A 13,499-nucleotide genomic window follows, 5' to 3' on the forward strand; every position below is an offset into this window, starting at 1 on the left:
CTTATTGCGGCAATAGTCCAGCGGCTTGACGTAGCGCTGAGATAGACGCAAAGAACTCGATACGACTTAAAGCAGCTTGACGTTGTGCCTCAACGGCTTCTACCTCGATGCGCAGTCGGGTTGGCAAATCGGATTCACCAAGCTGAAACGATTTCTCAAAGAAGGTGCGGGACTCCAAAGCCAATTTGGCTCTGCGCTCCGCCGCTTTGAGTTGAGCCTGTGCAGCATTGACTTTTGCTTGAGCAAAGTGCCACAGGGACTGTGTCCGATCGCGCTCCAAGGTCAATTGCGCTTGGGCTTGTGTTGCTTCAGCTTGGGCGTGAGCTACAACCGCCTCATACCTAGGGCCACCGCCAAACGGAAGTCGAATGCCTATCGTTATTTTTGAGCTGTAGGGATCTGCAAGATTGCCACGATCTCTGGATTTGGCAATCGTGAATTCTGGGTTCGCCCTTGTTCTGGTTGCGGCCAGTGCCATCGCGCGCTCGGCAACATCTGAGCGCGCTTGCAGCTCCATCAATGCGGCATGGTTGCGTGGGTATTCAGCTGAAGGGAGTAACTCTGGGCTATCTGACAAAGTCAGCGTTGAAAAACTTGTCGCACCAATCGATGCTTTGATCATCTGAATGGCAAGTTCCAAATTTGCTTGCGCCATGGCATACGCAGACTCAGCCACCGCAACGGCACCTTCAGCTTGGTGTTGATCCGATTGAGCTAAATCACCCGCCTTCACCCGTTTAGAAACATCTTCAGCTAAGCGTTTCGCATTGTTCAATTGATCCGTGGTGACATCTTTTTCGATGCGGGCACGGTGAAAATTCCACCAATCCTCTCGGATTTGTCCGGCAACACGCAGTTGATTTGCTTTAATTTGATGATCTAAAGCGTTTGCCTCAGCCTCTGCAAGAGCAGAACTTTTGCTTCGTTGACCGGGGAGCCACATCGGAACTGCGATTGCAATTTGCTGCTCTCGTTCACCCAAATTTCTGCCCCACTGATCAGATTTTGAGTTCAGCTCTACGGCTGCTGGCTCTGGCGTCCATGCTGTAGCTGCACGCTTTTGGGCTTGCAATGCTTGCTGACGAGTCTCTAACGCTTGTGCTTCTGGTTGACGTGCCCAAGTGGCATCAAAAATATCTTTGACGCTCTGAACTGGCCGTGGCTGGTTGGTATTTTGCGCAAATACATGAAAGACACTGCACACTGAAATGGCAGCTACTGCACTCAGGCGCCATTTGAAATTCCATTTTTTGGTTCGGTACATCCGACTCTCCTAGGTTGTGAATAACCATGACATGGAGATCGGTAAGGAAGCTGCATCGACACGCACAGCCGCTTCAGAACTGAAGCTCAGTTCTCAAGAAGTCGGCTGAAGCGGGGATGGATTGAACTAACCTCACCGATCAGGCGAGGTGGTTCCACTGAGGTCGTTCTGGTCGTTCTATTGCAGAACGGAAAAGGAATTCGGCTTGGGTAGCCGTCACGTGCTCGGGGCCTTGTGATAAAGGCATTTGCGTCTGAGTAACCAACGCAGCGCAGCAACAGGCATGGCAACTGGCGCAATCCGTATCACTGCCGTCCAGATTACTTACCTTTGAGGTAGGCGCTTTGGTGTCGGACATGGAGTCGCTAGACTTGTGCTCGTGCTCATGATGACCGGGGTGTTGCGCTTGCGAGCTGACATCGCTTTCATGCTGGCAATAACCGCTCACTGCAGCCCAAGAGAGCTGCAATGGCATAAAGACCAGCAAGAAAATGGCAACCAAGCGACGCATGGGAGGAATTCTATCAGCAAAGTTGGAAGACAAAGTTGGTGTTTCGTTGAATGCCCCATCTTCAATGCTGGGCTTTCAAAAGCCTCAGGCCATTGAAAACGACCATCAGACTGGCACCCATGTCGGCAAACACTGCCATCCACATGGTTGCATCGCCAAAAATCGCCAGCGCTAAAAATACGGCCTTGATACCAAGCGCCAAGCTGATGTTTTGCCAGAGCACAGCATGGGTTCGTTTGGATAATCGAATGGTTTCTGGCAGACGGCGCAGGTCATCATTCATCACCACCACATCAGCCGCCTCCATTGCGATGTGCGTGCCAGCACCTCCCATGGCAAAACCGATATTGGCCTTTGCCAAGGCAGGTGCATCGTTGATGCCGTCACCTGTCATGGCCGTGACGCCAAACCGCTGTTGCAACTCATTCATCGCATCTAGTTTGTCTTCTGGCAGGAGGTTGCCACGGACTTCATCAATCCCTGCTTGCGCTGCTACGGTATGCGCCGTGGCAATGTTGTCACCCGTCAACATCACGGGTGTCACGCCCATGGACTTCAACTCAGCCACCGCTTGTGTGGACGAGGGTTTGATGGTGTCGGCCACAGCACATAAAGCCATCACACGATTGGCATTGGTCAAAATGGTGACGGTTCTTCCCGCTTCTTCGTGAACTTTGAGGCGACTCTCAAGTTCGGCAGAGCATTGTTGGCGCTCTTCAATCCAGCGGTGATTTGCCAACGCATAAGGATGCGCCTCAATGACACCTTGCACGCCACGACCTGCAACTGCTTGGAATTCAGTGACATCTTTTAGCGCTGCTGTGAGACCTTCGGCAATGGCTTTGGACACGGGATGGTCTGAACGAGCAGCAAGACTTTTCGCAATGCTTTGAATGGTTGCAACATCAACGCTCGTATCGATGGGTTCAAACGCCACCAATTTGGGCTTGCCCTGTGTGATGGTTCCGGTTTTGTCTAGGGCTACCACCTTGATGCTTCTGGCTTCTTCAAGGTAAATACCCCCCTTGATCAAAATGCCTCGACGTGCCCCTGCCGTCAAACCACTGACGACAGTGACTGGGGTTGAAATGACCAAGGCGCAAGGGCAGGCAATGACCAAAAGCACCAAGGCTTTGTAGAGGGCTTGAATCCAAGTCCAGTCTGCAAGCCAAGGCATCAGTACAGCAACAGCAACCGCTAAAACAAAGACGGCTGGGGTGTAAACAGTTGCGAACTTATCCACAAACCGTTGGGTTGGCGCACGTGATGCCTGGGCTTGCTCGACTGCGTGAATGATGCGGGTTAAGGTGCTGTCCGAAGCCAGTGCCGTGACCCGAATTTCCAGCGAACCTGACTGATTGATGGTGCCTGCATAGACTTCATCTCCCGCAGACTTATCGACAGGCAAGCTTTCACCAGTGACAGGGGCCTGATTGACAGCACTGGTACCCGATGTGACAACACCATCTAGGGCGATGCGTTCGCCTGGCCGTACCCGCACAGTTGCGCCCACTTCAATGGTCTTGACAGGGCATTGCACCCACTGGCCATCAGCTTGCAGAACTTCGGCTTGTTCTGGGGCCAGTGCCAGCAAACTTTTGATCGCATTACGAGCACGGTCTACTGCGCGGGCCTCAATGGCTTCAGCAATGGCATACAGTGCCATCACCATAGCGGCCTCTGGCCATTGTCCGATCAGGAATGCACCTGTGACGGCGACGGTCATGAGTGCGTTCATATTTAAGCGCCCTCGAACCAAAGCAGACAGACCTTTGCCATAGACCGAGAAGCCTGCCAAGGCGATCGCACAGGCGGCAAGTGCCATGCCTAGTCCCTTTGAAGTCAAGTCATCTGGCAACGCAAAAGCCAAACCCTCGGCAGCTAAAGACAATATCAAAGCAAAAATCAACTTGCCCCATAAGTCCCAAAATCTATGCGAGGCAACGCCTTTTGCATTTGCTTTGTCACGCTCGTCGATCAACGGCTCTGGTTTAAAACCCACTCTGCGAATGGCATCGATAGATTCGGCAACAACTTGTGGATCAGCAGCAATCGTCAATTCGCGAGCAGTCAGATCGAAGCGCAAACTTCGAATACCTTGAATCGCTACTAACGCCTGACGAATTTCCGATTCCTCAGAAGCACAGTCCATATTTGCAATGCGAAAACGCTGATCATCGTTAGTTAAACCAGCTGCACTTGGGTGCTCAAAAGTAACAGGCGTTGAAGCGCAAGTCGTCCCGCATTCGCAGGCTGATTGAGTTTTAGTTTGTTGTACTTGCTCAGTTACTGACATGTATCTTACTCCTAGTTGGGTAGATTAGAAACCCTATAGCCACTACAGTGTCAAGCGCATAAAATTTGACATTCAAATCAGTTCGAAAAGATGCCACATGAAGATCGGTGAACTAGCTAAATCTACCCAAACACAGGTGGAAACGATTCGGTATTACGAGCGAGAAGGGTTGCTACCTTCGCCGCTGCGATCGGAAGGCAACTATCGAATTTATGGCCCCAAACATGTGGCTCGTCTATCTTTTATCCGGAACTGCAGAAGTCTGAATATGACACTGAACGAAATTCGAACCTTACTAGCTTTCAAGGACGCACAGCAAGGTGACTGCGATGGTGTGAATGAACTGATCGATACACACATAGCGCACGTTGCGTCAAGGATAAAAGAGTTGCGAAAACTTGAGCGCCAACTCAAAGAATTACGCGAAACTTGTATGGAAGCGCGGGCAACAAACCAATGCGGCATTCTTGCTGAGTTATCTGCACATCCACGCCAAGCAACTTTGAAATCAAAAAGCGTTTCAGGGCACATTGGGGGATTGCACTCAAAAAGCTTGTAATGTCTGAGATGGACATTAATTGGTCAATACAACTGGACGCGCTGGTAACGTTACTGGACTGATTGGTCAACATCACTGGAATCTGAAAAAGAATTACTTCGAAACTTTAAATCTTGGATAAATTCCGTCGCAAGCATTTTGAACTAGGCTTCGAGCATTCGATAGCATTGCACTGACTCTTTTGCCCATGGCAATGTGTTTTTCGATACGTTCGTTATGCGAATCACTTGTTTTTGACATAGCCTTAGGATTAACGCGTAATTGCTCGCCAATTTGCCACAGATTTCCTCTATTCGAAACCTTAATTAATTTTTCATATGCTTCTAAAACATCTAGTAGTTGCTGCATGTGCGCGCAAGTGATTTTGCTTTTATAAAACGACCATGCCATTGGCGCGCTTGATAAAAGACCATCAGTAGAATTTAGAGTTTGAATTTGCTTTATCAGCAAGCAAAACTCTTCGCTAGCGATGTTTACATCCAAATCATCGGGTACATCGAGCGAAATTTGAAAGCCAGATGTTTGCTTGTGTCTTACGAGCATTTGCACCTTTAAAGATGCAAATCCACTACTGAAACTAACGCGCCCTTGTTCTTCCCACCAGTCGTTTAACTTGCGATCCTCTACTGAACCAAATAAACGATACGTTTGATAGGCTCCATCTGTTGGAAATAGACCTGTACGACAGTTTTGCGTGTATTGCTTAGAAAGCTGAAGACATCTGAACCAGCCACCAAGGTAGCTATTTGATAGTCCCAGTTCTGTTAGGTCTGATCCCTTGAAATCTGTTGTATTTTCATTTTCTGATTGCTCATTGCATATATCTGAATTTGAAGTTCTCAACTTCATTTTTTCGAACCCCATCGAAAAAAAGAACTAAATCCGCCCCCACAAATCTAACCTTTGCTTGTCGCACTGATTCTGGTCGACGGTCCATTGTTATATTTTTTATAGGAGTGTTTCATGAACACAGGAACTATGCAAACTCCCAACGCAGATGCAAGCGTGGGAACGGAAAATCAACTTCTCAAATCATCTGCAGTCGACGATTTAGCATTTGGTTTGCTTATGAACAGAACTCTGGGGGGCTCAGATAGCCGTCGCCCTAGTGATAAGAGTGCAAATGAACTAGACGTAGAAATCATTCTCAGTCAGGGTAAAAATCTGACAAAAATGAATGATCAATATGTAGAAACGTATGTAGTTCGAGGTACTAAAGAGTTATATGCACTACTTGGTGCAATTTACAGTTACGCACTTCAGATTAATGAATCTCCATTACGCGATCATATTCTTCAGCGAATGCGAGAAATACTGCAAGACGTGCATGAAATCAAAACACAGGCAAATACGCCTTGGTTGACGACTGTTCTCCGATTCATTATTCCAACTGATAGACAGACCGCTTACAACTACTCAAAAGTTTTACAAGTTGCACAAGAAGAAAACCTTGCTGCAGCAGAACTTCCAAACTACATCAAAGAACGCGGTGGCATTGCAAAAATAACGAGCACCAAGGATGACGCAGCTGAAAAGAAAGCAGTAAAGAAGCATAAAGAAGACAAGACTCTGATGCTTCGAAAAATCCTACTTGCCAATGCAAAAGGGTCTGAAACTGTGCTTCAAGTGCCTGAAAAATATGTTCTTAATACAGTTGAAGGTGACAAGAAAGCCGGCACATTTGAGTACGCAATTTGTGTCAAGACTGCAGATAACGAGCGCCGCGTAGTCAGGTTCGTACAAGTTCCTGAAGCATTGGAAAAACAGCTTCTTACAGTTGTAGCTGAAAGTACAGTGTCCGATGATCTTGCTGATACAAAAGCCAAACTTGACATCCTTCGTCAACATATGGGCATCACTTCAGGCTGGGGTATGGAACCAGGCGATGTTGGTTATCAACCTCCTGGCATGCCTGCTCTTAACCCTCCTCCATCTTCATCAACGAACGCAACAACAGCTATTGTCTGATCAAACTCACTCCCGGGTAATCCGGGAGTTTCTTCACTTAAGGAGAATTGAAATGGATGAATTTTTAGGTGCTACTGGTGCAGCAACAATTGTTTTACTCAAACTAAAGGATAAGGAAAAACCACCATCAATAAAAAGTCTCAAACTTAATTTAGAAGTTGAAAATATCAAGTACTACAAAGGTGATGGCTGGTACAGAAATGGGATTCGAATGCTTGAACAGTTATTGCGAATTCTTAACTCACCCACAGATCCAGTTAGTTATTGGTTGAATTTAAGCTGCACTGATTTTTTACAATTAGATCCAGACGTTAATCAACATCCGTTTTATCAAGTCTTGTATACAGATATCACGATCGCAGGATTCAACTTAACAAATCAATGCATGAGTGATTTGGAAAAATTATTAAGCATAAGAGACGATCTTTGCTCTATGCGAGAATCAGTTAAAAGTTTTCTAAACAGAATTGAATACAACATTGAATTTGTAAAAGTAAATTCGATTGACGATGTATCAATGTTGGATCCTAAGCTTGAAGTGCTTAAGAAAATGTTTGCCAACTATGGGGATGATGCACTTGAAAGCATCAACTCACGACTAGCTGAGTGGCATCAAAAATACAAATGGAAAGGACGTGATTTTGAAGAAATCGCAGTAACTGACGAATTAGATTCTGCTGAAATTAATTAATAGCAGTTTTTCCAGTTTAAAGATCGTTTAAAAGCCACAGACTTACGGTCATTCGGTTGACTGATCAGCAACTCAGAAAACAAACTAGCTGTAGATACTGAGATTTCAAAATGGCACGAGCAATTGAACCTGATTCAGAAATACGTCATAGAACTGTTCCACTCAAAGATAGCATCACACGAATTCCTGGCTACCCTCGCAAGCTAGTGATATTCAAACTCCCCGCTTCTAGTTATTGGTGGGTTCGGTATTACGCTGAGAATCATGTGTTTAAGCGGACTACTAAAACTGAAATTAAGCGCGATGCTATGGAGGCTGCAAAACGCTTTTACGACGATGTCAACTTTCGCATGCGTGGAGGAAAGCTAGAGGGTATTCCGATGACTGAGAACGTAGCAAAGGTCATCACCTTCACTAAAGTAAAAGATATGTTGATGCAAAGTGAGGCAGCGAAGTTAGAGCGAACACAACTTTCAAAAATCACTTACGACAATATGCAAATGCGGTATGACAAGCATATTTCTCCTTTCTTTGAACAGAAAGATATAAGGAGCATCAACTACAAATTGTTGGATGAATTTCTACAAAAGTTATCTTCAGTTGAGCCAAAGCTAAGTGTTTCAACTTTAAGTGCCTACATGGGATTGACACGTAAAGTTTTGCAGCATGCAGCAAGGCACAGTTACATTGACCACATACCTGAATTTCCTAAAGTTGGAGTTGAAGACAAACCTCGTGGCTGGTTTAACGTCGGAGAATACAAAGCAATTACCAAAGCTGCCAAAAAATTAGCAGGCAAGAAAATTGAATGGCGAGCACACAGTGTAGAAGGCAAGCGATCATATTTCTGCGAAGCAGGTAAAGCAATTGATCCCAAGCATAGGGTCATCAAACGAATTCAAATGACCAAAGATCTTGCAGATTTAATAGTCTTCATGGTCAATAGTTACGTGCGCCCTACTGACATTAGAAACATGCAGCATAAGCATATTGAAGTGGTAGAGAGGCATGGATGGAAATATCTTCGCTTGACCCTACCTCCAAGCAAGGGGCACAGCTACCCTATTGTTTCGATGCCTTGGGCAGTTAAAGTTTATGAGCGCATTTGGAAAAGACAAACCAAGGAGTTTGGTAGAGCACCTCAACCCGATGACTATGTTTTTTTACCAATGGCAGCATCTCGTGATTTCGCAATGAAATTATTAGCAAAGCAATTTGAAATTGTTTTGGAAATTACAAAGCTCAAGTTAAGCATCATCAATGAGCCTAGAACACTCTACAGCTTAAGGCACAGTTGCATCATGTACAGACTTTTGTTCGGAAGTGGCATTGATACATTAACCCTAGCACGAAACGCCAGGACAAGTCCAGAGATGATTGATCGGTTTTACGCAGCCCCACTTCAAGGCGAGATGAACGTTGAAATGTTGCAAAGTAAACGACGCCCTAGACCGTGGGAATTGCAGCAAGGCTAACTTGCTCTTAGTTACGCATTTAAACGCGCTGTAGCGCGTTTTTTTGTGGGCGTTAGCAGCTAGGCTGCTGGTTTTTTAAAAAATAAACGTAGCTTATTTTTAAAAAACTTTTAGCTTTCAACGGATCATCAACTGCTTGTGAGATTGCAGCGCTGCAAATTTAGATATGAGTTTGAAATCAGATAGATTTTTCTTTATGGGTGTCTTTGAAAATCTATGAAAAGACAGTGAAAAATCTATGAAAAGTAGTATAGTGGGCCCATACTACAAAAAACATAAGAAAAAGCACCTAGAGTTTCCTTTAAGTGCTTGATTTCATTAGGTATTTTTGGTGGGCGATGCAAGTTTCGAACTTGCGACCCCTGCAGTGTGAATGCAGTGCTCTACCCCTGAGCTAATCGCCCTACGCATTGAAGCGAAGACCATAATTATGGCATAAAAATTATCCCGTTCTGGCCCCACCCAGGCAAAAAATGTGCGCCTTCAAAGCACCCATCCCTGGATCCGTGAGACTCAGGCGGCCTGCGCTTGGCGCCACACGGTTTTGCCGCCGCTGGACTTGTCGAGTTGCACCAACAGCTCTTCGTGGGCTGCCAGCTCTTGGGCATTGGCTGTCAGGACGGGCAACGCGTATTGGCTCAGATCCACCTGCACCTCCATGGTCTGTGTGTCACTGGGCGCATCGCCCGCATCGATCAGCAAAGCCTCTTGGCCCCGCGTCATGTTGATGTAGACATCGGCCAGCAGTTCGGCGTCGAGCAAAGCACCGTGCAAGGTGCGCCCGGAGTTGTCGACTTCGAGGCGGTCACACAGGGCGTCAAGGCTGTTGCGCTTGCCGGGAAACATTTCCTTGGCCATGGCCAGGGTGTCGATCACGCCACTGACATAGGCCTTCAATGGCTTTTTGCCGACACGTTCGAGTTCTTTGTTCAGAAAGCCGATGTCAAAAGCCGCGTTGTGGATGATCAGCTCGGCATCGGCCAGGTAGTCGAGAATTTCATCGGTCAGCTGCGCAAACTTGGGTTTGTCGCGCAAAAACTCGTTGCTGATGCCGTGCACCTTGAGCGCGTCTTCGTGGCTGTCGCGCTCAGGATTGAAATAGAAATGCAGGTTGTTGCCGGTGAGCTTGCGGGCAAACAGCTCCACACAGCCCAGCTCGATGATGCGGTCGCCGCCTTCGGCCGAGAGGCCTGTGGTTTCGGTGTCCAGAACGATTTGACGCATGGCTGTGTCGCTCCGGCTCAGTGCAGTTCTTTGGCGTGGTTGATGGTGTAGCGCGGGATCTCAATGACCAGATCGCTCTTGGCCACAAAGGCCTGGCAACTCAGGCGCGAATTGGGCTCGAGGCCCCAAGCGCGGTCGAGCAGGTCTTCCTCGGTTTCTTCCATCTCATTGAGGGTCTTGAAGCCTTCGCGCACCACCACATGGCAGGTGGTACAGGCCGCGCTCATGTCGCAGGCGTGCTCGATGTTGATTTTGTTGTCGAGCAGCGCTTCGCAGATGCTGGTGCCTGCAGGCGCAGTGATCTCGGCGCCTTGGGGGCAGTACTCGGGGTGGGGCAAGATTTTGATGACAGGCATAAATGTCTTTGTTCAATTCGGCGATCACAAGGTCTGGATGTTTTGACCGGCCAGGGCTTTCTGGATGCTGTGGTTCATGCGTTCGGCGGCAAAAGCTTCGGTGCCTTTGGCCAGTGCTTGGGTGCAGTCTTCTAGCGCTTTGGCGTCTTGTTCTGTTTGAACGGCGGCTTGCAGAGTGGCCATCAGGGCATCGATGCTGGCAAGCTCGTCGGCGCTCAGCAATTGGCTATCGACGGCCAAAGCACTGCGCGTGGCCAGCAGCATACGGTCGGCATCGACCCGCGCCTCGACCAAGGCACGCGCCTTCATGTCGGCTTGCGCGGTGGTGAAGCTTTCTTGCAGCATGGTGGCGATTTGGTCGTCGCTCAGGCCATACGAGGGCTTGACGTCAATGCGCGCTTCCACACCACTGATTTGTTCTTTGGCCCCCACATTCAGCAGGCCATCGGCATCGACGGTGAAGGTCACGCGGATGCGGGCGGCACCAGCGGCCATAGGCGGGATGCCACGCAGCTCAAAGCGGGCCAGGCTGCGGCAGTCTTGCACCAGGTCGCGCTCGCCCTGCACCACATGCAGCGCCAGCGCGGTTTGGCCATCTTGGTAGGTGGTGAAGTCTTGCGCCATGGCGGTGGGGATGGTCTGGTTGCGCGGGATGATGCGCTCGACCAAGCCGCCCATGGTCTCGATGCCCAGCGACAAGGGAATCACATCGAGCAGCAGCAATTCGCCTGCGGCGTTGTTGCCTGCCAATTGGTTGGCCTGAATGGCCGCGCCCAAGGCGACGACTTCGTCGGGGTTGAGGTTGTTGAGCGGGGCCTGACCAAAAAACTCAGCCACGGCTTGCTGGATTTGCGGCATGCGGGTGGAGCCGCCCACCATGACCACGCCTTGCACATCGTCTTTGGCCAATTGCGCGTCGCGCAGCGCTTTGCGCACGGCGGTGATGCAGCGGGCCGTCAGGGCTTGGGTGGTTTGCTCGAAATCGGCGCGGCTGATCTGCACCGACAACGCACCTGTTGAAAGCGCCACATTCAAGTGAGCGATGTCAGTGCCAGTCAAGGCTTCTTTGGCCGCACGGGCCGCCGCCTTGAGCCGAGTTTTGTCTTCGGCCGTGGCGGCTTGCAAGCCAGGCTGCTGGGCCATGGCAAAGTCGGCCAAGGCTTGGTCGTAATCGTCGCCGCCCAAAGCCGAATCGCCACCGGTGGACAGCACTTCGAACACGCCTTGTGTCAGGCGCAGGGTCGAAATATCGAATGTACCGCCGCCCAAATCGAACACGGCGTAAACGCCTTCGCTCGCGTTGTCCAGGCCATAAGCAATCGCCGCAGCCGTGGGTTCGTTGATCAGGCGCAGCACATTCAAGCCGGCCAGTTGCGCCGCGTCTTTGGTGGCTTGGCGCTGGGCGTCGTCAAAGTAGGCGGGCACGGTGATGACCGCGCCGTACAGGTCGTCGTTGAAGGTGTCTTCCGCGCGGTAACGCAAGGTGGCCAAAATTTCGGCGCTGACTTCGACAGGCGACTTGGGGCCTTGCACCGTCTGGATGGACAGCATGCCTTGCTCGCTGGCAATGAATTCGTAAGGCAGTTTGCTGCGGTCGGCGATGTCGTTCAGGCCACGGCCCATGAAGCGCTTGACCGAGGCGATGGTGTTGACCGGATCGGAAGCGGCAGATTGCAACGCGTCAAAACCGATCTGGCGGCCTTGGCCAGGCATGAAGCGCACCACCGAAGGCAAGATCACCCGGCCCTCGTCATCGGGCAGGCATTCGGCCACGCCGCTGCGCACCGAAGCCACCAGCGAATGGGTGGTGCCCAAGTCAATGCCCACCGCAATGCGGCGCTGGTGCGGGTCGGGTGACTGGCCCGGTTCGGAAATCTGCAGTAAGGCCATGGTCTATTGAGAAAATCAGGTCAATCGGTCGAGTTTAGCGTTCACTTCTTGCGTGAACCGTTCGATGAACATCAGCGCCCTCACCTGCCCCACGGCCTGCGCGGGGTCTTGGGCTTGGTCCAGCAAACGGGCCAGTTCTTTTTGCACACGGCGCTGCTCAGAGGCCACTTGGTCGGCCAAGGCTTCTAATCCTTGTGCGGATTCGGTGTCGTCCAGATGTTCACGCCACTCCATTTGCTGCATCAAGAACGCAGCGGGCATTGCCGTATTGTTCTCGGCCTGCACGGGTGCGCCTAACAGTTCGCACAAATAGGCAGCGCGTTTGAGTGGGTCTTTGAGGCGCTGATACGCCTCGTTGATGCGCACCGACCACTGCATGGCCACACGCTGGGCAGCGGCGCCTTCGGCAGCAAAACGATCAGGGTGGGCTTCGCGCTGCAGGGCTTTCCAGCGGGCATCGAGTTGTGCGCGGTCCTGCTCGAACCGCGCCGGCACATCAAACAGCTCGAAATCGTTGGCCTGCAGGGAAATCACACGCGGAAGGATTCACCGCAACCGCAGCGGTCACGCTCGTTGGGGTTGTTGAAGCGGAAGCCCTCGTTCAGGCCTTCGCGCACGAAGTCGAGTTCGGTGCCGTCGATGTAGGCCAGGCTTTTGGGGTCCACCAGCACCTTGACGCCGTGGCCTTCAAAGACCACGTCTTCCGGGGCAATCTCGTCCACGTATTCGAGCTTGTAGGCCAAGCCCGAGCAGCCGGTGGTCTTGACGCCCAGGCGCACACCAACACCCGAGCCACGCTTGGCCAGGTACCGGGTCACATGCCGCGCAGCAGCGGCAGACAGTGAGATGGCCATGTCAGTTCAGGTGTTTCTTTTTGTAGTCGTCCACAGCCGCCTTGATGGCGTCTTCGGCCAAGATGGAGCAGTGGATCTTGACGGGCGGCAGCGCCAGCTCTTCGGCGATTTGGCTGTTCTTCAGAGCAGCTGCTTCGTCGAGTGTCTTGCCCTTGACCCATTCGGTGACGAGCGAGCTGGAGGCGATGGCCGAGCCGCAGCCGTAGGTCTTGAAACGTGCGTCTTCGATCACGCCGGTGGTCGGATTGACCTTGATCTGCAGCTTCATCACGTCGCCACAAGCGGGCGCACCGACCATGCCGGTGCCCACGCTGTCGTCGCCCTTGTCAAAAGAGCCCACGTTGCGGGGGTTTTCGTAGTGGTCAACCACTTTTTCAGAATAAGCCATGGTGTTTTCTCCGTATTCAGGTC

Annotated in this window: 14 protein-coding genes and 1 tRNA gene; 4 read left to right on the plus strand and 11 right to left on the minus strand. The window is 50.4% G+C overall.

Annotated features, from left to right (window positions below; genetic code table 11):
- Position 1: 1 nt before the first annotated feature.
- From L63ED372_RS16190 to L63ED372_RS09735, 3 genes are all read right to left on the minus strand, one after another.
- On the minus strand, positions 2-1,264 hold the full coding sequence (locus L63ED372_RS16190; RefSeq protein ID WP_082431662.1) for a TolC family protein: 1,263 nt from the start codon (positions 1,262-1,264) through the stop codon (positions 2-4).
- Positions 1,265-1,403: 139 nt separating this feature from the next.
- The gene (gene czcI, locus L63ED372_RS16660; protein WP_082431663.1) at positions 1,404-1,775 is read right to left on the minus strand and encodes a cation efflux protein, CzcI family; all 372 of its coding nucleotides are present in this window, start codon (positions 1,773-1,775) and stop codon (positions 1,404-1,406) included.
- 61 nt (positions 1,776-1,836) lie between these two features.
- Complete coding sequence (locus tag L63ED372_RS09735) at positions 1,837-4,071, minus strand: heavy metal translocating P-type ATPase (protein ID WP_082431664.1); 2,235 nt, start codon at positions 4,069-4,071, stop codon at positions 1,837-1,839.
- Between the two features lie 97 nt (positions 4,072-4,168).
- Here L63ED372_RS09735 and cadR point away from each other — a divergent pair, with 97 nt between their 5' ends.
- Positions 4,169-4,630, plus strand: a complete 462-nt coding sequence (cadR, locus tag L63ED372_RS16200) for a Cd(II)/Pb(II)-responsive transcriptional regulator (RefSeq protein ID WP_082431665.1) — start codon at positions 4,169-4,171, stop codon at positions 4,628-4,630.
- A gap of 93 nt (positions 4,631-4,723) precedes the next feature.
- Here the strand turns inward: cadR and L63ED372_RS16405 are convergent, their stop codons facing one another.
- Positions 4,724-5,479 (minus strand): hypothetical protein, encoded by a 756-nt coding sequence (locus L63ED372_RS16405; RefSeq protein ID WP_156343604.1) that lies wholly within the window; start codon positions 5,477-5,479, stop codon positions 4,724-4,726.
- 114 nt (positions 5,480-5,593) lie between these two features.
- Between L63ED372_RS16405 and L63ED372_RS16410 the strand changes: the two genes are divergently transcribed.
- The 3 genes from L63ED372_RS16410 (at position 5,594) to L63ED372_RS09750 (ending at position 8,764) form a co-directional block, all read left to right on the plus strand.
- Positions 5,594-6,598 (plus strand): hypothetical protein, encoded by a 1,005-nt coding sequence (locus tag L63ED372_RS16410; RefSeq protein WP_156343605.1) that lies wholly within the window; start codon positions 5,594-5,596, stop codon positions 6,596-6,598.
- Positions 6,599-6,650: 52 nt separating this feature from the next.
- The gene (locus tag L63ED372_RS16415; protein WP_156343606.1) at positions 6,651-7,289 is read left to right on the plus strand and encodes a hypothetical protein; all 639 of its coding nucleotides are present in this window, start codon (positions 6,651-6,653) and stop codon (positions 7,287-7,289) included.
- 110 nt (positions 7,290-7,399) lie between these two features.
- A complete protein-coding gene (locus tag L63ED372_RS09750; protein ID WP_156343607.1) occupies positions 7,400-8,764 on the plus strand; it encodes a hypothetical protein in 1,365 nt (454 codons plus the stop codon).
- A gap of 329 nt (positions 8,765-9,093) precedes the next feature.
- Here L63ED372_RS09750 and L63ED372_RS09755 read toward each other — a convergent pair.
- From L63ED372_RS09755 to iscU, 7 genes are all read right to left on the minus strand, one after another.
- Positions 9,094-9,168, minus strand: a tRNA-Val gene (locus L63ED372_RS09755).
- A gap of 109 nt (positions 9,169-9,277) precedes the next feature.
- Positions 9,278-9,988 (minus strand): DNA polymerase III subunit epsilon, encoded by a 711-nt coding sequence (gene dnaQ, locus L63ED372_RS09760; RefSeq protein ID WP_062405699.1) that lies wholly within the window; start codon positions 9,986-9,988, stop codon positions 9,278-9,280.
- 17 nt (positions 9,989-10,005) lie between these two features.
- Positions 10,006-10,344: an ISC system 2Fe-2S type ferredoxin gene (gene fdx, locus L63ED372_RS09765; RefSeq protein ID WP_062405701.1), complete on the minus strand. Its 339-nt coding sequence runs from the start codon at positions 10,342-10,344 to the stop codon at positions 10,006-10,008.
- A 24-nt stretch (positions 10,345-10,368) separates the two neighbouring features.
- Complete coding sequence (gene hscA, locus L63ED372_RS09770) at positions 10,369-12,234, minus strand: Fe-S protein assembly chaperone HscA (RefSeq protein ID WP_062405703.1); 1,866 nt, start codon at positions 12,232-12,234, stop codon at positions 10,369-10,371.
- A 15-nt stretch (positions 12,235-12,249) separates the two neighbouring features.
- On the minus strand, positions 12,250-12,765 hold the full coding sequence (hscB, locus tag L63ED372_RS09775; RefSeq protein WP_062407899.1) for a Fe-S protein assembly co-chaperone HscB: 516 nt from the start codon (positions 12,763-12,765) through the stop codon (positions 12,250-12,252).
- The gene (iscA, locus tag L63ED372_RS09780; protein WP_019425275.1) at positions 12,765-13,088 is read right to left on the minus strand and encodes an iron-sulfur cluster assembly protein IscA; all 324 of its coding nucleotides are present in this window, start codon (positions 13,086-13,088) and stop codon (positions 12,765-12,767) included. The genes hscB and iscA overlap by 1 nt, the downstream gene beginning before the upstream one ends.
- A gap of 1 nt (position 13,089) precedes the next feature.
- The gene (gene iscU, locus L63ED372_RS09785; protein WP_062405706.1) at positions 13,090-13,476 is read right to left on the minus strand and encodes a Fe-S cluster assembly scaffold IscU; all 387 of its coding nucleotides are present in this window, start codon (positions 13,474-13,476) and stop codon (positions 13,090-13,092) included.
- Positions 13,477-13,499: the final 23 nt, after the last annotated feature.

The sequence above is a fragment of the Limnohabitans sp. 63ED37-2 genome (genome assembly GCF_001412535.1).
Lineage (GTDB): Bacteria > Pseudomonadota > Gammaproteobacteria > Burkholderiales > Burkholderiaceae_C > Limnohabitans_A.